This window comes from Sporomusaceae bacterium (assembly GCA_031460455.1).
Lineage (GTDB): Bacteria > Bacillota > Negativicutes > Sporomusales > UBA7701 > Anaeroselena.
In genome coordinates this window covers 309,730-333,427 of sequence record JAVKTQ010000001.1, presented here as the reverse complement: position 1 = coordinate 333,427, position 23,698 = coordinate 309,730, and the positions used below count along the sequence as shown (strand labels likewise).

The 23,698-nt window shown below is 60.9% G+C and carries 21 protein-coding genes; 1 reads left to right on the top strand and 20 read right to left on the bottom strand.

Features of this window, described 5'->3' with window-relative positions:
• The first annotated feature begins 20 nt into the window (after positions 1-20).
• Positions 21-947, top strand: a complete 927-nt coding sequence (locus RIN56_01805) for an MBL fold metallo-hydrolase (GenBank protein MDR7865517.1) — start codon at positions 21-23, stop codon at positions 945-947.
• Between the two features lie 78 nt (positions 948-1,025).
• On the opposite strand, the gene RIN56_01800 is transcribed toward RIN56_01805, so the two are convergent.
• The 20 genes from RIN56_01800 to RIN56_01705 form a co-directional block, all read right to left on the bottom strand.
• The gene (locus RIN56_01800) at positions 1,026-1,427 is read right to left on the bottom strand and encodes a pyridoxamine 5'-phosphate oxidase family protein (GenBank protein MDR7865516.1); all 402 of its coding nucleotides are present in this window, start codon (positions 1,425-1,427) and stop codon (positions 1,026-1,028) included.
• A gap of 85 nt (positions 1,428-1,512) precedes the next feature.
• On the bottom strand, positions 1,513-1,914 hold the full coding sequence (locus RIN56_01795; GenBank protein ID MDR7865515.1) for a MarR family winged helix-turn-helix transcriptional regulator: 402 nt from the start codon (positions 1,912-1,914) through the stop codon (positions 1,513-1,515).
• Between the two features lie 135 nt (positions 1,915-2,049).
• Complete coding sequence (gene dut / locus RIN56_01790; protein ID MDR7865514.1) at positions 2,050-2,496, bottom strand: dUTP diphosphatase; 447 nt, start codon at positions 2,494-2,496, stop codon at positions 2,050-2,052.
• A 9-nt stretch (positions 2,497-2,505) separates the two neighbouring features.
• On the bottom strand, positions 2,506-3,759 hold the full coding sequence (locus tag RIN56_01785) for a pitrilysin family protein (protein ID MDR7865513.1): 1,254 nt from the start codon (positions 3,757-3,759) through the stop codon (positions 2,506-2,508).
• A gap of 157 nt (positions 3,760-3,916) precedes the next feature.
• Positions 3,917-4,789, bottom strand: a complete 873-nt coding sequence (locus RIN56_01780) for an N-acetylmuramoyl-L-alanine amidase (protein MDR7865512.1) — start codon at positions 4,787-4,789, stop codon at positions 3,917-3,919.
• A gap of 33 nt (positions 4,790-4,822) precedes the next feature.
• Entirely contained in the window at positions 4,823-6,031 is a 1,209-nt protein-coding gene (locus tag RIN56_01775; protein ID MDR7865511.1) for a glycosyl hydrolase family 18 protein, read from the bottom strand.
• A gap of 287 nt (positions 6,032-6,318) precedes the next feature.
• Positions 6,319-7,026 (bottom strand): polysaccharide deacetylase family protein, encoded by a 708-nt coding sequence (locus RIN56_01770; GenBank protein MDR7865510.1) that lies wholly within the window; start codon positions 7,024-7,026, stop codon positions 6,319-6,321.
• 120 nt (positions 7,027-7,146) lie between these two features.
• A complete protein-coding gene (locus tag RIN56_01765; protein MDR7865509.1) occupies positions 7,147-9,246 on the bottom strand; it encodes a polyribonucleotide nucleotidyltransferase in 2,100 nt (699 codons plus the stop codon).
• A 139-nt stretch (positions 9,247-9,385) separates the two neighbouring features.
• Positions 9,386-9,655: a 30S ribosomal protein S15 gene (gene rpsO / locus RIN56_01760; GenBank protein MDR7865508.1), complete on the bottom strand. Its 270-nt coding sequence runs from the start codon at positions 9,653-9,655 to the stop codon at positions 9,386-9,388.
• Positions 9,656-9,829: 174 nt separating this feature from the next.
• A complete protein-coding gene (locus RIN56_01755; GenBank protein ID MDR7865507.1) occupies positions 9,830-10,750 on the bottom strand; it encodes a bifunctional riboflavin kinase/FAD synthetase in 921 nt (306 codons plus the stop codon).
• A gap of 11 nt (positions 10,751-10,761) precedes the next feature.
• Positions 10,762-11,640 carry a tRNA pseudouridine(55) synthase TruB gene (gene truB / locus RIN56_01750; protein ID MDR7865506.1) on the bottom strand — a complete coding sequence of 293 codons (879 nt, stop codon included), beginning with the start codon at positions 11,638-11,640 and terminating at the stop codon, positions 10,762-10,764.
• Positions 11,637-12,590 carry a DHH family phosphoesterase gene (locus tag RIN56_01745; GenBank protein MDR7865505.1) on the bottom strand — a complete coding sequence of 318 codons (954 nt, stop codon included), beginning with the start codon at positions 12,588-12,590 and terminating at the stop codon, positions 11,637-11,639. Before RIN56_01745 ends, truB begins: the two co-directional genes overlap by 4 nt.
• Before the next feature lies 1 nt (position 12,591).
• Entirely contained in the window at positions 12,592-12,948 is a 357-nt protein-coding gene (gene rbfA, locus RIN56_01740) for a 30S ribosome-binding factor RbfA (protein ID MDR7865504.1), read from the bottom strand.
• A gap of 18 nt (positions 12,949-12,966) precedes the next feature.
• The gene (gene infB, locus RIN56_01735; protein ID MDR7865503.1) at positions 12,967-15,708 is read right to left on the bottom strand and encodes a translation initiation factor IF-2; all 2,742 of its coding nucleotides are present in this window, start codon (positions 15,706-15,708) and stop codon (positions 12,967-12,969) included.
• Positions 15,709-15,742: 34 nt separating this feature from the next.
• Positions 15,743-16,048 carry a ribosomal L7Ae/L30e/S12e/Gadd45 family protein gene (locus RIN56_01730; protein MDR7865502.1) on the bottom strand — a complete coding sequence of 102 codons (306 nt, stop codon included), beginning with the start codon at positions 16,046-16,048 and terminating at the stop codon, positions 15,743-15,745.
• Positions 16,045-16,311, bottom strand: coding sequence for a YlxR family protein (locus RIN56_01725; GenBank protein ID MDR7865501.1), 267 nt, complete (start codon positions 16,309-16,311; stop codon positions 16,045-16,047). The genes RIN56_01730 and RIN56_01725 overlap by 4 nt, the downstream gene beginning before the upstream one ends.
• A gap of 14 nt (positions 16,312-16,325) precedes the next feature.
• The gene (gene nusA, locus RIN56_01720) at positions 16,326-17,369 is read right to left on the bottom strand and encodes a transcription termination factor NusA (GenBank protein ID MDR7865500.1); all 1,044 of its coding nucleotides are present in this window, start codon (positions 17,367-17,369) and stop codon (positions 16,326-16,328) included.
• A gap of 35 nt (positions 17,370-17,404) precedes the next feature.
• Positions 17,405-17,863, bottom strand: coding sequence for a ribosome maturation factor RimP (gene rimP / locus RIN56_01715; protein MDR7865499.1), 459 nt, complete (start codon positions 17,861-17,863; stop codon positions 17,405-17,407).
• Between the two features lie 213 nt (positions 17,864-18,076).
• A complete protein-coding gene (locus RIN56_01710) occupies positions 18,077-21,748 on the bottom strand; it encodes a PolC-type DNA polymerase III (protein MDR7865498.1) in 3,672 nt (1,223 codons plus the stop codon).
• 242 nt (positions 21,749-21,990) lie between these two features.
• Entirely contained in the window at positions 21,991-23,691 is a 1,701-nt protein-coding gene (locus RIN56_01705; protein ID MDR7865497.1) for a proline--tRNA ligase, read from the bottom strand.
• Positions 23,692-23,698 lie beyond the last annotated feature (7 nt).

The following is a 23,698-nucleotide window of genomic DNA, read 5'->3' as shown; positions in this document are numbered from 1 at the left end:
ACACATAAGGGGGATTATCCATGGCTTCCACCAACCGCATCGCCGCTCTGCTGGCGATCTTCTTCCTGGCATTCGCCTGTCTGCTCGCGCCATCACCGGTCGCGGCCCAGGCCGGCCTGACGAAAATCGCCGCCGGCGTCTTCGCCTACGCCGACGTCAAAAACATGTCGCCCGCCAACAGCTTCGGCGCCAACGCCGGCGTCATTGTCGGCCGCGACGGCATCCTGGTCGTCGACACTCTCGTTTCCGCCAAAGAGGCTGACCGCCTCCTCAAAGACATCAGGGCGATTTCTTCCCGGCCGGTCAAGTACGCCGTCAACACCCACTGGCACCTCGACCACGCCTTCGGCAACTGCCGGTTCGCCGACCGCGGCGCCACCATCATCGCCCACGCCAGCGAAAAAGATAAGCTCGCCCTCAATGCCCCCGCCGCCCTCAACAAACCCCAGACATACGGCATGACCGCCGCCGACTTCGCCGGCACGACCACCGCCGCCCCGGCCATCACCTTCACCGATCGCATGACCATCGACCTCGGCGGCCAGCGCATCGAACTTATCTACGTCGCCCCCTCCCACTCTCCCGGCAGCATCCTCGTCTACCTGCCCGACAAAAAGATCCTGTTTACCGGCGACGTCCTCTTCACCGGTTACCACGCCTTCGCCGGCGAAGGCGACATCGACGGCTGGCTCAAAACCCTCGACTACATTCTCGATATGGACGTCGCCCTCATCATCCCCGGCCACGGCCCCGTCTCCTCCAAGAATGACATCATCGCCATGAAAGAATACCTCACCATCCTCGACGCCAAAGCCAAAGAGCTGTGCGCAACCTCCGACGACGTCGCCCACATCACCGCCGAACTGCTGAAAGCACTCCCGCCGAGGGCGGAGGGCGCCCACCTCGTCCAGGGGAACATCGTCTACAAATACCTCAAAAATAATTAGCGCCATACAATTGGCGAAAAAATAAAGCAAGCGCCGCGTAAGCCGTCGCTTGCTTTTGCATTTAGTTCAGGGGGCCAATCAGAATGCGCAGGCCCGTGGCGGTTGGCCGCTGAAATCGGACATCACCGCCTGGCCGTGCTCCAGGCAGAAGATTTCGAACACCGGGTTGTCTGGGGACTTATAAATCGACTTGACCAACGGGCTGTGTTCGAGGATAGCGTTTTTCATCGCCAGGTCGCTGCTGAAAATCGCTTCGCCTCGCACCCTGACCGTAACCATAGCTTTCGACGTAGTGCAGAACTCGATCGCGGGATTCTTCTGCAACTGTCGGTATACGTCTTTGTTGTTCGCGGTGCAAAACCACAGCTTCCCGCCCTGCTCCAGCATAAACCCCCACGGTCTCACCCGCGGCTTGCCGCCCTCAACCGTCGCCAGGCTCCCCATCGGATTGGCATACAGAAACTCGATTACCTCTTTCATTTGCGTCCCTCCGTAATTATGGTTCGTTGTCTAACCATTTATCTAAAATAATAAATCTACTTCCGTAGATTTATTATTGGTCACTTTACCCGTCAAAATTCTCGCTGACCGAGCAAAGCGTTTTTTCGAGAGCCACCGCTTCTTCCTCCGACAACCCGCCGTACGCCACGACGTTAAGCTTGGCGGAAATGTCGCGGAAAATCGGCCCCAGCGCCCGGCCTTTCGCGGTCAGCCTGATAATCGTCGCCCTGCTGTCGGTAGGGCTTTTCTCCTTCGTCACATACCCGTAGTTAACCAACTTATCGACGAGGACGGTGACGGTGGGCTTTGTCCGGTGAATTTTCCGGGCCATCTCCTGCATGGTATATTCCCGGTCTCCGAAGATGTGCAGCATTATCTCCCCGTGGGACGGGACAATGCCTTCCACCCCGTGATTCGCAAGCTCTCTGACGATGAATTTGTTGGCTTTTTCCCTGATTCTGCTCATTAGCGCAATAGCGTTGTTCTGCCTCATGTTTCCATTATAGTTAGACGTCTAATAATTGTCAAGAGGCGACCTAAACATATAAAACCCGCCCGGCTGAATGCCTGGCGGGTACTAAATCGCTATTCGGTCCGATGCCTAATTTCCGGTGCTCCCCAGACCGCCCTCCCGCCCCGCCGCGGCCTTGTCGCCGTCGGCGCGCAGGTACTTGTAGAAGATGCCCTGGGCGATGCGCTCGCCGCTGGCGATGCTCACCGTTTCGCCGCCGTGGTTGAACACGGCGATCATAATATGGCCTTCGTTGCCAGGGTTGTCGTAATAATCGGCGTCGATTATCCCCTGGCCGTTGATCAGGCTGAGAGCTTTTTTCACCGCCAGGCCGGAGCGGATGTGGATGCCGAGATACTCGTCAGGCTGCATATATGCTTTGAGGCCGGTGGGCACAAGCGTGACTTTGCCCGGAGGCAGCGAGGCGTCGGCAGCCGCCGTTATATCGTAGCCAGCGCTGGCAGCCGTCTTGCGCTCCGGCAGCGGCAGCCCCGCATCCTTATAAGCGGCGATAAACTCGAATCCGCGGTTCCTCATCGCGCCGCCTCAGCCCCGCAGACTGCTGGGGAGGATATTGTCCTTCACCGGACCGAGCGCGGTGAAGGAGAGCTTATCGGCGACAAATACGGTATCCATCATCTTTTGCAGGTCATCCATCGAGACCTTTTCGATCTTGGCGACAACCTCGTCAAGGGTCGTATACTTGCCCATCGTTATCTCCATTTTGCCCAGCCGCGACATGCGGCTGCTGGAGCTCTCCAGTCCGAGCAGCAGGTTGCCCTTGAGTTGCTCCTTGGTTTTATTCAGCTCCGTGACGCTGAGGTCGCCGTTTTTCAACTGCTCGACATTCTCGAGGATGAGCTCGATAACCTGGTCGAGATTGGCGGGGCGGGTGCCGGCATAGATGGTAAACAGGCCGCAGTCGCTGTAATTGCTAAGGTACGAGTAAATGGAGTACGCCAGCCCCCGCTCCTCGCGGATAGCCTGGAACAGGCGCGACGAGATGCCGCCGCCGAGGATGTTGTTGAGGACGTGGGCGACGTAGATGTCGGGCGACTCCTGGGCGACGCTGGCCGTGCCGAGGCAGAAGTGGACCTGCTCGCTGTCGCGGGCGTGCAGGCGGCGGGTCGGCGTCAGCAGGGGCGGCTTTGCCGCTCTGGCTTTTTTACTGCCGGCCAAGCCGCCGAAAAACCTGCCGATAAGCTCCTCCACCCTGGCGTGAGTGAGGTTGCCGGCGGCGGCGATGACGATGTTGTCGGGCCGGTAGAAATTGTCGTAGTACTCGCACACCAGATTGCGGTCGAACCGGCCGATGGACTCGGTTGAACCGAGGATGTTCCGGCCGAGCGGATGGTTGGGCCAGACATTGTCAAGATAGAAGTCGTGCACGAGCTCGTCGGGCGAGTCCTCGTACATATTAACCTCTTCCAGTACGACCTCCCGTTCGCGGGTGATATCCTCGGGAGCGTAGCGGGAGGACAGCATCATGTCGCTCAAGATGTCGAGCGCCAGCTCGAGGTGGTTGTCCAGCACCTTGATATAGTAGCAGGTGTATTCCTTAGCGGTAAACGCGTTAAGCTGCCCTCCCACCGCATCGACCGTTTCGGCGATGTCTTTGGCTGAGCGGTTGGCAGTGCCCTTGAACATCAGATGCTCGATGAAGTGACTGATACCGTGGTTGTGGTCCTCTTCGTTGCGGGAACCCGTCCCGACCCAAACGCCCACCGTAACCGATTTGACGTACGGAATGGCCTCGGTCACAACCCTGATACCGTTCGGAAGTGTCGATTTCTGATACATAGAATGCTCCTTTATCCTGGCTATAAGCTATCCTTATATTCGCTCGTTGCGTCGTAAATCCTGCTTTTGGCCATTAATTATTATAACTTTGTCGTTTAAATAAAAACCGGCCTGCGCCCAGAAAAACGCCCCCGCAATTTTGCGGCGGCGTTTTTCGTCAGTTGACCTGGAAGTATTTCACGATCCCCGTGAACACACCCTGGGCGATACGGTTGCGGTAAGCGTCGTTCTGGAGCTTCGCCGCCTCGGCGGCGTTGGTTACGAAGCCCATCTCCACCAGAATGCTGGGCATCGTTGTGTTGCGCAGCACATAGAATGTGGCCGGCTGCGTCCCTTTATCGACGGAAGCCGTCTCGCGGACAATGCCGCTCTGGACCTCCAGGGCCAGTTTGGACGACTTGCCGCTGGGGAAGAAGGTCATCGCGCCCGCTATTGAAGGATCGGGGTTGGAGTTGGAATGGATGCTCACGAACATATCGGCGTTATTCTGTTCGGCGATATCCACCCTGGCCTGCAATTCCTGGCCGAGCGAGCTGCCGGCCTGCGCTACGGTGCGGTCGGTTTCCCTGGTCATGACCACCTTGGCGCCGGCCTGGCGCAGCTTCTCGCGCAGCTTGAGGCTGACGGCCAGGTTGTTGTCGCTCTCATGAGTGCCGTTCGACACCGCGCCCGGATTGCTGCCGCCGTGGCCAGGATCGACGACGATCACCTTGCCGCGCAGCACGCCGCTGTCGATGACCGGCCCGCCACCCGAAGGGGAAGGCGGCAGCTTAACCGGCGGGGTGCCGGTCGTAGTCGAGCCGCCGCCGAAAATATTGAGAATGGGACCAAGGATTTTGTCGAACAGGAAGCTGAACAGCGTGTTCAATATGCCGCCGCCGTCGGATGATGGCGCTGTAGGTGCGGTAAGCGCGCCGAGGACATCGCCCACGCCGGCCGCCTGGGAGACGGACAGCGGGGCGAGGATGGTCAGCACGACAGCCAGCAACAGAATCCAGGACAGCAGCTTGTGGCGTTTCTTATTATACACTGTGGACCTCCTGTACTATTGTTGTCGGGCTGCTCACAGGCCGAACCTTTCCTTGACCGTCCGCCAGAGCGCCGGGTCCTCCTCGCCGAGCTTCCACAGGGCCGCGCCGGCGATGTCGTACTTCTTCACGAGATCCAGCTTGTACGCGGCGCTCCTGCTGTTCTCGAACCAGACGGTGTGGCTGACGCCGTCCGCCGCCGTATAGCTGAAGTACGGCGATTTCGCGGCCTCGTCCCACTTCACCGCCGCGCCGTGCTTTTCGGCCAGGCTCATGATCGGCGCGTATTCGAGGCTTTCAACCCCTTTACTCGACCAGTCGTAGCCATAACCGGCCACACCGAGGTATAGCTTGTTCTTGGGAATGAACTTGAGCGCGTATTTCAGGCTGTTCTCCACCCAGGTGATATCCGCTATCGGGCCCGGGCCGCTCCAAACGCCGTGGTTATCGTACGCCATAATCACGATGCGGTCGGCGTACAGGGCCAGTTGGCCGTAATCGTAAGCAGCCGCGACATCGCTCTGCTCGTCCGTTTTCGGGAAAACGTCGATTGACACGATGTAGCCCTGGGGTTTCAGGCGGCCGTAAAGCTCCTTCATGAAGGCCGTCAGATTGCCGCGGTCGCCGGCCGGCACCATCTCAAAGTCGATGTTGACACCGTCGAGCTTATACTTCTTGATATAGGCCTCAAGGTTGTCGATCGCCGTCTTGCGCAGCGCAGGGCTGGCCAGCACCGTGTGCACGGGCACGGACGCGCCCGTCTGCTTGGCGTTGTTGACCAGCAGCAGCACCTTGGCGTTGTTGGCGTGGGCGTATTTCACCACCGCAGCATGGTCGTTGCCGCCGCGGTCGGTGAGCGCGCCGCTCTCCTCGATCGTCCCCCAGAAAGGGATGATCGTCCTGATCGTATCGATGTTCTTGGCCAGCGCGGTGTAGGACGACGTGTCGGTCGGCCACCATTCGGCGTAAAAGCCCATCATCTCCTTGCCGCCTGTCAGCGTCCCCGGCAGGCCGGGCTTGTCCCCCGTAGCCGTATCGGAGCCGAACATATTGCCAAACAGGTTGCCGAGGAGCAGCCCCAGCAAGATGTTGAAAATCCCGTTGCCGGACGACTTATCGGCGCCGGTGGTCTGGCCGGTGAGATCGCTCAGCGAAAACGCCTGAGCCGGCGCCGCCGGCGCAAGGACGGCGGCGAACACGACGACAAGGGTAATCACGGCGATATACTGCCTGTACTTAATCATCTCGCTACCTCCCCTTACGACAATTAAAAGCGGCTACCCGGCAGCTCGAACCGTCAGATAGCCACTTGTTATGTTAACATAGTATCACATGTGAGGCCCATTAATCAATAACAATTACCGGCAATCGTGTACGGGCGCCTATAACCCCCCATCTGCGGCGTTGCTCCTCGAATGCTCGCTAGACGTACACAACCAAGTACGCCGTCGCTTCGCATTCTCCGGTGCGCCTTGCATATGGAGGATTCTAGGCGCCCTAAACTTATAGGCGTTTGTATTGTGAGCTTATCTTAGTTCAGTATATCAGAAACGGGCTTAATCGTATACCCTCTCCCGTGAAGGCGAAATATCAGCTCAGGCAGGGCCTGGGCAGTCGGTTCGGTGGGATGCATCAGAATGATGGCGCCATTGTGGACTTTACCCAACACCCGGTTCAGAATGGTCTCAGCCGGCGGCCGTTTCCAGTCGACGGTGTCCACACTCCACAGGATCGTCGTATAGCCCAGCTCGGCCGCGGCCGTCAGCACGGCGGCGTTAAACTCGCCGTACGGCGGCGCATAAAGCGTCGTTTTCACCCCTGTAAGCTCCTCCACCAGCTTTTCGGTGCGCAGAATCTGATCCTGGTTCTGGGCAATGCCGAGCGTGTTGGGGTGCGGGTGGCTGTAGCTGTGGTTGCCGAGCTCGTGGCCGCGGGCCGCCAGCTCCCGCACCAGGTCGGGATGCCGTTTCGCCCAGCTGCCGCCGATAAAGAAGGTCGCCTTCACGCCCGCCCGGTCGAGCGTGTCGAGCATCGCCGGCAGATACTCTTCGCCCCAAAAGATATTGCAGGCCAGAGCGACCTGCTGTCTGCCGGGATGGCCGTTATAAATCGGCCGCGGCGCGTTTCTCTCGGCCGCGATCAGCCCGGCGAGCCCTGGCAGCAGGCCGGCCAGGAAAAAAAAGCCGGCGGCAAAGCCGAGATACCAGCGCGGCACGCGGCCAACAAAAAAAAGTCGCATCAGATCAGTCGCCCTCCTCCCCGTCTCTTTTACAATCTATTATCCTGACGCCGGTTTCATGAAAAAAAACCGCCCCTCCGGTCTTGCCGGCAGGGGCGGTCTGCTTATTTAGATATGCTATTACTCTTCCCTGGTTTTCGCCGCTTCGCTCCTGAGCAGATCCTTGCGCGACAGGTTGATGCGGCCTTGGCGGTCGATCTCCGTAACCTTGACGAGAATTTCGTCGCCGATTTTGACGACATCCTCGACCTTGGCGACCCGTTCGAGGGCCAGCTGGGAGATATGGACGAGGCCTTCCTTGCCGGGAAGGATCTCGACGAACGCGCCGAAGTTCATCAGGCGGGTGACCTTGCCGAGATAGCTTGCGCCCACTTCCACGTCGCGGACGAGCGTCTCGATGATCTTTACCGCTTTCTGGGAAGCCTCCTGGTCTACGGCGGCGATGTACACTTTGCCGTCGTCTTCGATATCGATGGTGACACCCGTCTCCTCGATGATCTTCTTGATGATCTTGCCGCCTGGGCCGATGACGTCGCGGATCTTGTCGGGGTCGATCTGCAGCGTGATAATCCGCGGCGCGTACGGTGACATCTCGGGGCGCGGTTTGTCGATGGCGGCCAGCATTTTGCCGAGGATGTGCATCCGTCCGCGGTGCGCCTGTTCGAGGGCGCTATCCAGGATGGCGCGGTTGATGCCGGCGATCTTGATGTCCATCTGGATGGCTGTGACGCCTTTTTCCGTCCCGGCCACCTTGAAGTCCATGTCGCCGAGGGCATCCTCGAGCCCCTGGATATCGGTGAGGATCGTGAAATACTCGCCGTCTTTCACCAGACCCATAGCCACGCCGGAAACCGGCGCCTTGATCGGCACGCCCGCGTCCATCAGCGCCAGGGTGCTGCCGCACACGCTGCCCATCGACGTCGAACCGTTGGACTCGATCGCCTCCGACACAAGGCGGAGGGTGTACGGGAACTCGGCCTCGGACGGGATCATCGGCAACAGGGCCCTTTCAGCCAGTGCGCCGTGGCCGATCTCGCGGCGGCCGGGGCCGCGCATCGGCTTTGTTTCGCCGACGCTGTACGGCGGGAAATTATAGTGATGGATATAACGCTTGTGATCCTCAACGCCGAGACCGTCCAGGAGCTGGTCTTCGCTCAGCGTCCCAAGGGTGACGACAGAAAGGATCTGGGTCTGACCGCGGGTGAACAGTCCTGACCCGTGGGTACGGGGCAACAGGCCGACCTCGCAGGTTATCGGCCGTACCTCGTCCAGCTTGCGGCCATCGGGACGGATTTTATCGATGGTAATCATCTTGCGGACGATTTCCTTGAGGACTTTGCCGATCATATAGGAAACTTCCTTGGGGTTGTCGGGGAAGATTGCCTTGAAATGGGCAATCGCTTCGTCCTTGACCTTTTTGGTAGCTTCGTCGCGGCTATGCTTGTCAGCGTTGGCGACCGCCGTTTTCAGGTCGTCGGTGACAAAAGCGCGCACCGCCGCCTCGATTTCGGACGGCACTTCGTAGCGCTTCAGCTCGCGCTTGGCTTTGCCGATCTGGCTGACCATATCCTCCTGGAGGGCAACGATCTCACGGATAACGCCGTGGCCGTGCATGATGGCGTCGAGAATGACCGACTCGGGCACTTCGTTCGCGCCGGCTTCGACCATCATAACGGCATCTTTGGTGCCGGCGACGATCAGGTTAAGGTCGCTTTTCTCCTGTTCCTTGACCGAAGGGTTAATGACGAACTGCCCGTCGACAAGGCCGACCCTTACGCCGGCGATCGGTCCGCCGAACGGAATATCCGAAATGGCGAGAGCGCAGGAAGCGCCGATCATCGCCGGCATATCGGGCGGACTGTCGTGGTCCACCGACAGAACGGTGGTCACAACATGCACATCGTTGCGGAAGCTCTCGTCGAACAGCGGACGGATAGTGCGGTCGGTGAGGCGGCCTGCCAGAACGGCCGCTTCGCTGGGGCGTCCTTCGCGCTTGATGAAGCCGCCGGGAATCTTGCCGACAGCATACATGCGCTCCTCATAGTCGACAGTCAGCGGGAAAAAATCGATACCTTCGCGCGGTGTTGCGGAAGCTGTTGCGGCGGCGAGCACCACGGTGTCGCCATAACGGACAAGCACCGAACCGCTCGCCTGCTTGGCCATCTTACCGGTCTCAATGACAAGCGGCCGGCCGCCAAGCTGCATTTGAAATGTGTGCATATTCGGTTTTCCTCCTCTAAATCCCCTATTCTTCTTTTTCCAAAGGTTAACTCTTCGACATTTTTTGTATTATTCCCTTTTTTCCAGGCTGCTAACCCTGAGGGAACAACAAAAAAGCGGGGGTTCTCCCCGCTTTCCGTTATTTTCTGAGGTTGAGTTTTTCGAGGATAATGCGGTAGCGAGCAATGTCGTTGTCGCGCAGGTAGTTGAGAAGACCCCGGCGCTGACCGACCATTTTCAGAAGACCACGACGAGAGTGATGGTCTTTCTTGTGCTCCTTGAGGTGTCCGGTGAGGTAGTTGATACGCTCGGTAAGGATGGCAATCTGTACCTCAGGCGAACCGGTATCGCTTTCGTGGACGCGATACTTCTCGATGAGCTGCTGCTTTTGTTCCGGTGTAAGCACGATATTCCCTCCTTTTTTCGCTGATCCCCAGTGGCCAAGACAATCGTCGGAGAGTCGAAAATCCTCGCCATGGTTCAGGTGATTATTATACCCAGCTCTGCCGCCATAATGCGCGATAGGCTGGTTATCCTCTATATTCTACCATAAAGAATTTCGGCTGTAAACAATCTTGCCGGGTTATTTGAAATACTGTCCGGCGGCGGCGATGTCGCGGGCAATCTGGGCCTTAAGCTCCTCGGCGCCGGCAAAGGTGCGTTCGTCGCGCAGCTTGGCGAGGAAATCGACCGCGATCGTCCGGCCGTACAGATTGCCGGTAAAGCCGAGCAGATGGACCTCGATATGGCGGGCTTTGCCTCTGAAGGTGGGGTTTGCGCCGATATTGGCCACACCGCTGTAGCTGGCGCCGTCGACGTACACATCGGTGGCGTAAACGCCGTCGGCCGGCACGATCTGCCCGGCGGCGGCGGTGATGTTGGCGGTCGGAAAGCCGAGAGTGCGGCCTCGCCCCTCTCCCCTGTTCACCGTGCCGCTGACGCGGAATGGGCGCCCCAGCAGCGGCGCAGCCTCGGCGACATCGCCGGCGAGGATGAGTTGGCGGATGAGCGTGCTGCTCACGATCGTGCCGCCCAGCTCCACGGCCGGCGGCACGAGCACCTCGAAGCCGCGTTCGCGGCCGGCGAGGGCCAGCATCTCCGGCGTGCCCGCGCCCCGGTGCCCAAAGGAGTAATTGGGGCCGACGACGACGCATGACGGGCGGAGGTTGTCCACCAGCAGGTCGATGAAAGCGGCGGGCGGCAGTTCGAGCAACGCGCGGTCGAAGGAAACCGACAGTAGCACGTCAGCGCCGAGGGCGGCGATCAGCTCCTCGCGGTAGGCGGCGGTTATGAGCAGCGGCGGGCTGCGATCAGGGTCGATGACCGACAGGGGGTGATTGTTGAAGGTGAAAACGATGCTGGCGCCGCCGGCTTTACGGGCGCAGGCGGCCGCCGTGCGGATGATATGCTGATGGCCGACGTGGACGCCGTCGAAGGTGCCCAGCGCTACGGCCGAATTTACGAACCGTCCGCGGATATCGGTCAGCCGGGTATAAACCTCCATAGCAAGCTCCTTTACGGGGTCTGGCCGAGTACTTTGACAGGCGCCAGGAGCGGCGCACGGGGATCGCGGCGGGCAATGCCGAGAAAACCGCCGGCGGGGCTGTAGACGGCCAACAAATCGCCGCCCGCGGGAATATCGCGGGCGATGCTCTGCCCGTGTCCGAACCTGGCGGCTTCGTCGTCGCCGAGGACAACGCGGGCGAGATGGCTCACGGCGTAATCCCCCGGCAGCAGAGCCGCTTCGGGGTTGGCAGCGATCTCCTCGAAAGATTTCGCCGCCGCCAGGGTGAAGTCCCCCACCCTGGTCCGCACGAGAAAGGACATCACGGCCGGGCAACCGGCCCGCGCGCCGATATCGGCGCACAGCGTCCTGATATATGTGCCTTTGGAGCACGTCACATCGAAGGTGATGGTCGGTGCGGCGACCCTGACGAGGCTGATGGCGGCGATATCGATTGTGCGCGTCCGCCGCTCCACCGTGATCCCGGCGCGGGCCAGCTCGTACAGTTTGCGGCCGCCCACCTTGATCGCCGATTGCATCGGCGGCAGTTGCTCGCTTTCGCCCAGGAATGAGGCGAGCACGGCGGCAATTTCGTTCGCAGGCGGCAAGCTGAAGCCGGCGCGGGAGGCGACGATCTCGCCGTATTCGTCGCCACTGTCAGTTGCATAGCCGAAAGTAAGCTCGGCGCGATAATCTTTGTCGGCGTCGGCGGTGAACTCGATCAGCCGGGTGGCCGGGCCGAGAAAAACAGGCAGAACGCCGGCCGCCGCAGGGTCCAAGGTGCCGGCGTGGCCGACCTTTTTAAGACCGTATACCCGCCGCACATAGGAAACGACGTCGTGCGACGTCACCCCCGGCGGCTTGAGAACATTGACGATGCCCGACCTCATAAGCCCGCTTCCGCCAGGAGGCGCTCGGCCGCCCGCAGGATCTGCTCCTTCGCGTCCGCCAGGCCGCTGCTGACCGTACAGCCCGCGGCGCGCGCATGGCCGCCGCCGCCGAAGGCCAGGGCCAGGCGGCTGACATCGCAGCGGCGCGAACGGAAACTGACCCTTGTGGCGCTATCGTCGACCGGTTTGAACATCACGGCGATTTCCACCCCTTCGATATTGCGGGGGTAGTTGATATAGCCCTCGGTCGTCTCGGCGCCATTCTCCGTCGGGTCGATATCCACCGTCACGGCGGCTATCCGGCCGCCGGCATATACTTCGAGGCTGTCGAGGACGCTGCGGAGCGTCATTATACTGGCGAGCGGCTTTGTCTCAAGCTGCTCGGCAATCACATGGGGCTGGGCGCCGCGATCGATGAGATCGGCGGCGTGGCGGAGCGTGGCCGACGATGCGTTCGCATAACGGAAAAAACCGCAGTCGGTGGCGATGGCCGTGAACAGGTTCACGGCCATGTCGGCGGTGATCTCCAGCTTCATCAGGTGCAAAAGGTCGAGGATTATCTCGCCGGTGGCCGCAGCCTGGCTGTCGATATACCAGTAATCGGCGAACTTCGTGTTCGAGATATGGTGGTCGATGTTGAGCGTCTTCGCCCTTACGGCCTCGGCGACGGCGGTCACGCGGTCGGCGTCGCTGGCGTCGAGAACGACGAGCAGGTCGGCCGCCAAATCGTCCTCCGGTCGGCGGATGAGCTCGGCGCCGGGCAGGAAGCGGTAGACAGCCGGCACCTCGTCGTCGAGGAGCAGCCACACCTTTTTGCCGCAGGCGGCCAATGGGGCGTAGAGAGCCAGCATCGACCCCAGGGAATCCCCGTCAGGATGGATGTGGGCGGTGATGACGATGCGGTTTGCTTCGGCGAGCATCCGGGCGGCACGGCGCAGGGAAATCTCCATCCTACCTGTCCGCCTCTTCGCGTTTGAGCTTTGCCAACAGCTCGTTGATATGGGCGCCGTATTCGAGCGACTCGTCGATATGCAGCGACAGCTCGGGGCTGAAGCGCAGCTTGATGCGCTTGCCGATCTCGCTCCTGAGGTGACCGACCGCCTTCTGGAGCGCCTGCCAGGTCGCCGTTTTTTCCTCCGCGCTGCCCATAAGGCTGACATACGCCTTGGCGGACCGCAGGTCGCCGGTAACGTCCACCCTGGTGACCGTCACGAAGCCAATCCGCGGATCCTTTAGTTCGGTAAGGATTATCTTGCTGAGTTCCTGTTTGATGAATTCCTGCACCTTCTCAGTGCGTAGCTGACCCATAATCTATCCCCCGCTTCGTTAGCTGGGTTTGACGAGTTCCATCGTGAACGCCTCGATGATATCGCCTTCCTTGATGTCGCGGAACTTCTCGATAGTGATGCCACACTCGTAGCCGGTGGCGACCTCTTTGACGTCGTCCTTGAAACGCCTGAGAGACTCAAGCTTGCCTTCGTGGACGACGATGCCGTTACGGATGATGCGCACCTGCGAGGTGCTCGTTATCTTGCCTTCGAGCACATAGGAACCGGCCACCACCGCCTTGGGCACGGAAATGAGCTGCCGTACCTCGACGCGGCCGAGAATGACCTCCTTGTACTCGGGGGCGAGCATGCCGGTCATGGCGGCTTCCACATCGTTGAGGGCCTCGTAGATGACCCTGTAGAGGCGGATATCGATCTTCTCCTTTTCGGCGGCCTGTCGGGCGTTGGTGTCGGGGCGGACGTTGAAGCCGATTATCAGCGCGTTGGCCGTCGACGCCAGCATGACGTCCGACTCATTGATCGCGCCGACGCCGGCATGAACGATATTGACCCGCACCTCTTTGTTTTTGAGGTTTTCAAGCGCCTGGCGAAGAGCCTCGATCGAACCCTGGACATCGGCCTTGACGACGATGTTCAGATCTTTGAGGCTGCCTTCCTGGATATGCTTGAAGAGATCGTCGAGGGACACCTTCGAGGTCTGGGCCTGATCCTCGGTGCGCTTCTTGGCGACCCGTTTCTCGGCCACCGCCCTCGCGGTGCGCTCGTCGACAACATACAGCACATCGCCGGCCTGGGGAACGTCGGACAGGCCGAGCACCTCCACCGGCGTTGCCGGCAGCGCTTTCTTGACCTTGTCGCCGCGGTCGTTGATCATCGCCCGCACCTTGCCGAAAGCCACGCCGGCGATGATCGAATCGCCGACATGCAGCGTGCCCTTCTGGACGAGAACGGTGGCGACGGGGCCGCGGCCCTTGTCGAGCTGGGCCTCGATAATCGTGCCGAGGGCGGCCCGGTTGGGGTTGGCCTTCAGGTCGCCCATCTCGGCCACCAGCAGAATCATCTCCAGCAGTTCGGGGATGCCCTGCTTGGTGTACGCGGAAACAGGCACCATGATCGCCTCGCCGCCCCAGTCTTCGGAAAGTATGCCGTGGTCGGCCAGCTGCTGCTTGACGCGGTCGGGGTTAGCGCCGGGACGGTCCATCTTATTGATGGCCACGATGACCGGCACCTTGGCCGCCTTGGCGTGGTTGAGCGCTTCGATGGTCTGCGGCATTACGCCGTCGTCCGCGGCCACAACCAATATGGCGATATCGGTGACGTTGGCGCCGCGGGCGCGCATCGACGTAAAAGCCTCGTGGCCGGGCGTGTCGAGGAAAACGATCTTCTTGCCCTGGTGGGTAACCTGGTAAGCGCCGATATGCTGGGTGATGCCGCCCGCTTCCTGGGCGGTTACGTTCGTCTGGCGGATCGAGTCGAGGAGCGACGTCTTGCCATGGTCAACGTGGCCCATGATGGTGACCACCGGCGGCCGCGGCTGAAGGCTGGCCGCATCGTCCTCGATCGCGGCGATCTCGGTCGGGTCGGCCTCAGGCGGCAGTTCCTCCACCGTCACGCCGAACTCGCTGCCGAGAACGACGGCGGTGTCGAAATCGATTTCCTGGTTTATCGTCGCCATGATGCCGAGCATCATGAGCTTCTTAATGACCTCGCTGACTTCCCGGGCCATCTTCGTCGCCAGGTCCTTAACAGTGATCGAAGGACCGATCTTGATATTCTTCGGGCGTATCGGTTCGGGCTTGGGAGCCTGCGGGCGCGGGCCGCCAGGAGAATGCCGGCTGGCCGCCCCTCTGTTGCCGCTGTTGTTGCGGTTGCCGAATGACCTGCCCTGGTCGCTGCGGCCGCGTTGCGGTCCACCCGAAGATCTGCCCGGAGATCCGCCTGCCGGCCTGCCGCCTTGCGGGGGCTGGCCGGGTCTCGCGCCCACCGGCGGACGCCCCTGCTGCCCGCCGCCCATCGGCGGCCTGCCGCCCTGTTGCGGAGGCTGGCCGGGTCTCGGCCCCATCGGCGGACGGCCCTGCTGACCGCCGCCCATTGGCGGACGTTGTCCCTGCTGATACGGAGGCTGACCGGGCCTCGGCTGCATAGGCTGCCCACCCATCGGCGGACGGCCCTGCTGACCGCCGCCCATTGGCGGACGTTGTCCCTGCTGATACGGGGGCTGACCGGGCCTCGGCTGCATCGGCTGTCCACCCATCGGGGGACGTTGCCCCTGCTGCTGCGGTCCGCCCATTGGCGGACGTTGTCCCTGCTGATACGGAGGCTGACCGGGCCTCGGCTGCATCGGCTGTCCACCCATCGGGGGACGTTGCCCCTGCTGCTGCGGTCCGCCCATCGGCGGTCTGGGGGCGCCGGGACGCTGGGGACCCACGGCCATTTGGCCGGGACGCTGCGGGCCGACAGCCAGCGGCTGCCCGGGGCGTTGAGCGCCGGGAGCGGGCGCCTGGCCGGCGGGACGGAGCGGCTGCTGAGGCTGTTGAGGCCTCGCAGGCCCACCCTGCGGAGGCAGCGGCGGCCTGCCGGGCGCCTGCATCGGCTTGGCCGGCTCCTCAGGCACGCCGGTCTTCCGGGCGAACGTTCGATCAATGATCGCCTTCTCCGGATCGTCGAGGCTGGCCATATGATTCTTGACGGTTATGTTGTTACGAGCCAGGATGTCAATAATGACCTTGCTCGTCGTGTTATAATCTTTGGCTAATTCATAGACACGGTATTTCGACATTCATCCACCCCCAAAATTCTTCCGCTGCGTGAGTTCAAACCTTGAACGTCTCTCCGATGGCCTTGCCGAAGCCGGCGTCGGTTACGGCGATCGCGGCCCGGGGCGGTTTCCCGGTGGCGTGGCCGAACTCATCTTTGGAAAGCCCTTCATAACACGCGACCTCATAATACGCTGACAGATCGCGATAACTTTTTTTCGTGTTTTCCGAGGCATCGGCGGCGACAAGCACCAACCTGGCCTTGCCGGAACGGACCGCGTATTCCACGGCGACCTCGCCCGAGGCTATCTTGCCGGCCTTCTGGGCGAGCCCCAGCAAAGACATAAGCCGCGTGCGGTTCATGGCTGCTTCAGCCCGGACCGCAGCGCCGCGAAAACATCCTCGCTGATCGCGTGCTCCAGCGCCTTTTCCAGGCGCTTCGCCTTAACCGCTTTTGCCAGGCACTCCTCGCTCGGGCACACATAAGCGCCGCGGCCGGCTTTCTTGCCGGTGCTGTCGAGCAGGATCTCGCCCTCCGGGGTGCGCACCACCCGCAGCAGTTCCTTCTTCGTCTTCATACTCTGGCAGCCAACGCACATCCGCTGCGGAATCTTCTTCTGCTTCATCGGGCGTCCCTCCCCTACACAGGCGTCTGGATCTGGGACTCGCTCTTGATATCGATCTTCCAGCCGGTCAGTTTCGCCGCAAGGCGGGCGTTCTGGCCCTCTTTGCCGATAGCGAGCGAAAGCTGGTAGTCGGGCACGATAACCCGCGACGCCTTCTCCGTCTCGTTGACATCGACGGCGACGACCTTGGCCGGACTAAGCGCGTTGGCGATATATTTGGCCGGGTCGGCGTTCCATTTCACGATATCGATCTTCTCGCCCTTGAGCTCATTGACAATCGTCTGCACCCGCATGCCTTTGTGACCGACACAGGAGCCGACAGGATCGACATTCTCGTCGCGGGAATGGACGGCGATCTTCGAGCGCAGTCCGGGTTCGCGGGCCACCGACTTGATCTCGACGATGCCGTCGTGGATCTCGGGAACCTCAAGCTCGAACAGGCGTTTCAAGAGGCCGGGATGAGTGCGCGAAACTAATATCTGCGGGCCTTTAGTCGTCTTCTTGACCTCAATGATATACGTCTTCAGGCGGTCGCTGTGCCGGTAAACCTCGCCGGGGATTTGTTCCGACGGCTGGAGGATAGCCTCAGCCTTGCCGAGATCGACGAACACGTTTTTGGCCTCGATGCGCTGCACGATGCCTGTGACGATATCGCTCTCACGGCTGGAGTACTCCTCATAGATTATGCCGCGCTCGGCTTCGCGGATACGCTGCACGACCACCTGTTTGGCGGTCTGGGCGGCGATGCGGCCGAAATTCTTCGGCGTGACCTCAAGCTCGACGACATCTTCCAGCTCGTAGCGCGGATCAAGCTCACGCGCCTCAGGCAGGGAAATCTCCAGCCGCGGGTCGGTCACTTCCTCCACCACTGCCTTGCGGGCATACACATGGATCTCGCCCGTATCGCGGTCAAGGGCCACACGAACATTCTGGGCCGAACTGAAGTTGCGCTTGTAGGCGGAAATCAGGGCCGCCTCGATAGCGTCGAACAGCACCTCCGGCGCAATCCCCTTCTCCCTTCCCAGTTGCTCGAAAGCCTGCATGAACTCTGCATTCATTTTGATTTTCTACCCCCTATTCAATTTTCGCTATGTCAAAACTCCACGTGCAGCCTCACCAGCGAGGCCTGATCGCGCGGAATGCTCATAGGGCTGCCGTTGACTTCGAGCCCGATGGCGCCGTCATCGGCGGACATCAGCGTGCCGACCAGCGTCTTCTGGCCGTTGATCGGCGCGAAAGTATGCACCTCGACCTTATCGCCCATATGGCGGGCAAAATCTTTGGCCTTCTTCAGCGGCCGGTCGAGACCGGGCGAAGAAACCTCGAGGAAATAGCTATCCTTGATCGGGTCGAGCTCGTCGAGCTTGTTCTCCAGACGCTCGCTCACCCACTGGCAGTCTTCTACGCCAATGCCGCCTTCCTTGGAAAGAAAGACGCGCAGATACCAGTCCCGCTCCTTGACATACTCCACATCCACCAGCTCCAGGGCCGACCCCTGGATGATCTCGGTCACCAGTTTTTCGACAAGAACTTCAACTTCTTTTGCAGCCATTATTTTCCCACCTCTATTAGCGTTATCGCGGCCGCGGATAAGCAGCCTCCATTTAGTTTAGCCTAAGCCGTTCCCCCTCATACCGATGAGCGAGCGACCGGCTGGCATAAGATGAAAGAGTGGGTTGCAACCCACTCTCCTGCGCACACTGCTACATATCCGTAATTATTATAACACCGCAGGGTAAAATTTACAACCCGCTACGCAAATAAATCATGCGAACAGGGCGATCTGGTCATCCTCCGGCAAATCGCCGAGCGCGCCATGCTCGCGCAGGGTATCGACCACCGGCTTGGCCGCCCGGCTGCGCACGCGCAGATCCTCCGCCGAAGTGAACGGCTTATTGCCGCGGGCGGCCACGATGTTGCGGGCCGCGTTGTCCCCCACCCCCTGCAGCGACGCCAGCGGCGGCAGCAGTCCGCCATCGACGATCAGGAAGCAGGTTGCATCCGATTTATAGAGATCGACGCGTTCGAACTTATAACCGCGCAGATACATCTCCAGAGCCATCTCGACGATCGTCGCCAGCCCCTTCTCCTTCGCCGAGGCGGCCTGGCCCTTCTGCTCCAGCTCGGCCAGCTTCTGGCGGAGGGCCGGGACGCCCTTCACGATCAGGTCGGCGTCGAACTCGGTCGCCCGCACGGTGAAATACGACGCATAGAAGGCCAGCGGGTGGTGGATCTTGCAGTAGGCGATCCTGAAAGCCATCATCACGTACGCCACCGCATGCGCTTTTGGGAACATATACTTGATCTTCTGGCACGACTCCACATACCAGGCTGGCACGCCGTGGTCCCCCATCACCGCCACATCGTCCGGCTTGACCCCTTTGCCCTTGCGGACATCTTCCATAACCTTGAACGCCGTCTGCGGCTTGAGTCCCTTGTGGATAAGGTAAACCATGATGTCGTCGCGGGCCGAAATTGCCTCAGCCAATTTCGCCGTGCCGCTTTTGATCAGATCCTGGGCGTTGTTCAGCCACACGTCGGTGCCGTGCGAAAAGCCGCTTATCCGGACAAGCTCGCTGAAATTCTGCGGCATGGTGTCCTCCAGCATCTGGCGGACGAACTTCGTGCCGAACTCGGGGATGCCGAATGTGCCGACCGTCGACCCGAGCTCCTCGGGTTTGAGACCGAGAGCGTCCGTGGACGAAAACAGGCTCAGCGTCGGTTTGTCGTCGAAGGGGATCGCTTTGGGATCGAGACCGGTCAGATCCTCCAGCATCTTTATCACCGTCGGATCGTCATGGCCGAGGATATCGAGCTTGACCAGCCGGCTCGATATCGAATGATAGTCGAAATGGGTCGTGATCGTGGCTGAATTCTTGTCGTCGGCCGGGAACTGGATCGGCGTGAAATGGTGGATATCCATGTCCCGCGGCACGACCATGATGCCGCCGGGGTGTTGGCCGGTCGTTCGCTTAACCCCCGTGCAGCCGCTTATCAGGTGGTTGATATGGGCGTTGCGGGGTGTGACGCCCTTATCGGCGAAATAGTTGCGGACGAACCCGTACGCCGTCTTGTCGGCGATCGTCGCAATCGTACCGGCGCGGAAAACATTGTCGCGGCCGAACAATTCCTCGGTATACTTATGGGCCACCGGCTGATAGTCGCCCGAGAAATTGAGATCGATATCAGGCACCTTGTCGCCGTGGAAACCCATGAAAACGGCGAACGGAATGTCGTGGCCGTCTTTGACGGCCGCCGCGCCGCACGTCGGGCAGGTGCGGTCAGGCATATCGAAACCGCCGCCGTACGAGCCGTCGGTCACGAATTCGCTCCAGCGGCAGGCCGGGCAGCGCCAGTGGGGCGGCAAAGGGTTGACCTCGGTGATGTCCGTCATCGTCGCCACGAACGATGAGCCGACCGAGCCCCGCGACCCGACGAGATAACCGTCGTCGAGCGACTTCTTCACCAGCTTGTGGGCGATAAGATATAGTACCGCGAAGCCGTTGTTGATGATCGAATCCAGTTCATATTTCAGGCGCTCGGCCACCAGCTCCGGCAGCATATCGCCGTAGAGCAGGCGGGCCTTGGCGTACGACATCGACTTTATCTGCTCCTCGGCGCCGGGAATCTTCGGCGAATACAGTTCGTCAGGAATCGGCTTGAAAGAATCGATCTCTTCGCTGATGCGGCGGGTGTTCTCCACGACCACCTCATAAGCCTTGTCCTTTCCAAGATACGCAAATTCGGCCAGCATCTCGCCGGTCGTGCGGAAATACAGCGGCGGCTGCTTGTCGGCGTCGTCGTACCCCTGGCCGGTCATCAGGATGCGCCGGTAAACCTCGTCCTCCGGCTGAAGGAAATGGACGTCGCAGGTCGCGACGACCGGCTTGCCCAGCCGCTCGCCCAGGGCGCAGACCCGCCGGTTGATATCGCGCAGTCCCTCCATGTCGGCGAAGCGCCCCTGGCGTACCAGGAACTCGTTGTTCGCGGCCGGCTGGATTTCGAGATAATCGTAAAACGCCGCTATTTTACTTACTTCATCGTCATTCGCGCCGTTAATGAGCGCTTGCATGCACTCACCCGCTTCACACGCCGAACCTAAAACAAGCCCTTCGCGGTGTTCGGCCAGGATGGCGCGCGGGATGCGGGGCGTGCGGTGCAGGTATTTGAGATGGGACAGCGACACCAGCCGGTAAAGGTTGCGGAGGCCGACGCTGTTCCTGGCGAGGATGATGATATGGTAAGACTGGTTGATGTCGTCGTCGAACAGGTAGCCTTCCATGCCGTAGATAACCTTGATGCCGGATTTGGCCGCCTCCTCCTCCGCCTCCGGGAACGCCTGCACCACACCGTGGTCGGTGATCGCCACCGCGGGGTGTCCCCACTTGGCGGCCGTCTTGATCAGCGCCTTGGTCGCCACGACGGCATCCAGGGCGCTCATGCGGGTGTGGGCGTGCAGCTCGACCCGTTTTACCTCAGCGGTATCGGAGCGCTCCGGCTTGGCGAGGCGGCACATGCTGTCGGCGAACATCGCCAGCTCGTTTGCGTATTTGTCATACTGGACCGTTCCCTTGACCTTGACGAGCATGCCGTCGGCCAGACCTGCGGCCAGCTTCGCGATCTGGGCCTTATCGTCGAAGAAAGCTTTGCCGCTGATTCCGCCGCCAAGGTCGGCCACATCGAAGGACAGCAGCGTGCGCCCCGACTTCAGCTCCCGCAGTTCGTGTTTGACGATCTGCCCGGCGACGACGATATTGCGTCCTTCCTCCTCGATGCTCGCCAACGGCACGGGATCGCTCTTGATGGCGCGGCCGAACAGCAGCGGGTTATCAGGCGCTTTCTTCTTGGCAGGCGCGGCGTTTTTCTCGGCCGCCGGCTCCGCGTGGCCGTTAGCGGATATATCGTCGTCGCACCGCTCAGGCTCAGGGGCGGCGACGGTCAGGAAAGCCACCGCGCACGGCCGGGAAAACTTTTCGGCGACAAATGCGGTAATCGCCTTATCGACGCCGCGGGCGGAAAGAATCTGGCCGGAAAGGTCGCCGTTCGTCTCCAGGGCGAGCGTATGCCCGTCGAAATGCCACCTGGCCCCGGACAGCAAATGGCGGATGGTCGGGTTGCCGGCCGCGACGCCGGCGACGAATTCCGGCCAGTTTTCGGTCAGATATTGCGCAAAATCCTTGGTGGCGGCAAGGACGAAATCGGTCTTCTTCAAGCCGCAGCGCTGGCAAAGGTGCCCGGCGGCCCGGTCCAGCACAGCGGTCGGCAGCGGCACCGGGGCGGTCAGGTAAACCTCCCAGCCGGGGGCTTCGGTGTCGACCTGGACCTTGGTGACGACAGCGCCGGCCAGCAATTCGCGCTCGGCGGCGGTAAGCTCCAGCTCCGGCAGCAGGTCAATGAGGTTCTGGGTCTTGTCGGGGATGATGCAGTAGGTATGCAAGGGCCACTCTCCTGTGTTTCGCCTGGAATAACTATATTTTGTGGCTGTTTGACTGCCACTGTACAATATTTGGCGATTGCCGCGCCAATTCCTGCTATAGTTGTAAAAGTATCGACAATTATAACTAATAGATTTTACTGTAAAAAAATACCTCTCCGCTGCGTTTTGTTATCTGTAGCCGCCGTTTTCCCGCCATACAAAAGCTAAGCCCCGGCATACTCATGCCGGGGCGCGAAAACTTTTTACAGTGTGGACAGTAAGGCCTTTATGCCTGCGACAGCTTCACCCGCCGGGAAGAAATGAACCTCGCCGCTGCGCCGCGTCTTGACCTCCACCTTGTTCTCGCTGACCGCCTTGGCGCCGACGGTGACCTTCAGCGGATAGCCGATCAGGTCGGCGTCCTTGAACTTCACCCCCGCCCGCTCGTCGCGGTCGTCGAGCACCGTCTCCACCCCTGCGGCCACGAGCTCGGCGTATATCTTCTCAGCCAGTTCGCGCTGGCCCTGGTCGGCGTTGTTGACCGGGATGACGGCGGCCTGGAACGGCGCGATGGCCGCCGGCCAGATAATGCCGTTGGCGTCGTTGTTCTGTTCGATGGCGGCCGCCATCGTGCGGCTGACGCCGATGCCGTACGTGCCCATCACAATCGTCTGCTCCTTGCCGTTCTCGTCCAGGTAGGAGGCGTTCAGCGCCTTGGAATACTTCGTGTACAGCTTGAACACCTGGCCCACCTCGATGCCGCGCGCCGCCTTCACCGGCTCGCCGCAGCGCGGGCAGGGGTCGCCCTCGCGGATGAGGCGGATATCGGCGACGACCGCCGGCTTGAAATCGCGGCCGGGGTTGACGTTCACGTAGTGCTTGTCGGCCTGGTTGGCGCCCACCACCGTGTTATACAGCTTCATCACCGTCGCGTCGGCCACGACGGTCACATCCTTGATGCCGACCGGCCCCATAAAGCCGGGAGCCGTCCCGGCGGCCGCCAGGGCCGCCTCGTCGGCCATCTGCAGGAAAATAGCGCCGACGGCGTTCTGCACCTTGATCTCGTTGACGTCGTGGTCGCCGCGGACAAGCGCGAACACCAGCCCCTTGTCGGTCATATAGGCCAGCGTCTTGACCGTTTTGTCGGCCGGCAGGCCGAGGAACTCGGCCACGGCGGCGATCGTCTTCGTGCCGGGCGTGTCCTTGAGGGCCATCGGCTGCGGAGCCTCGGCCGGCGCTTCGATCGGGTGCAGCTCGGCCTTTTCGACGTTGGCGGCGTAATCGCAGCCGCCGCAGTAGACAATGGCCGCCTCGCCGGATTCGGCGATGACCATGAACTCGTGGCTGCCCTTGCCGCCGATGGCGCCGGGGTCGGCCTCCACCGGGCGGAAGGTCAGCCCGCAGCGGGTGAAAACGCGGCTGTAGGCGTCGTACATCTTGTTATAGCTCTCGTTCAGGCCGGCTTCGTCGCGGTCGAAGGAATAAAGATCCTTCATGATGAACTCGCGGCCGCGCATCAGACCGAATCGCGGCCTGATCTCGTCGCGGAACTTGTTCTGGATCTGGTACAGCATCAGCGGCAGCTGACGGTAGGAACGGACCTCGTCGCGGATGAGGGTGGTGATCATCTCCTCGTGGGTCGGCCCCAGGCAAAAGTCGCGGCCGTGGCGGTCCTTGAGGCGGAACATCTCGTCGCCGTAAACGTCCCAGCGGCCCGTCTCCTGCCACATTTCCGCCGGCAGCACGATCGGCATCAGCAGTTCCTGGCCGCCCTTGGCATCCATCTCCTCGCGGACGATCTTCTCGATCTTTTTAAGCACCCGCCAGGCCAGGGGCAGGTAGTTGTATATGCCGCCGGCCGCCTTGCGGATGAATCCGGCCCGCAGCATGAGCTGATGGCTTATTACCTCGGCTTCGGCCGGAGTTTCCCTGAGCGTGGGGGCATAAAGCTGGGATGCGCGCATGATAATA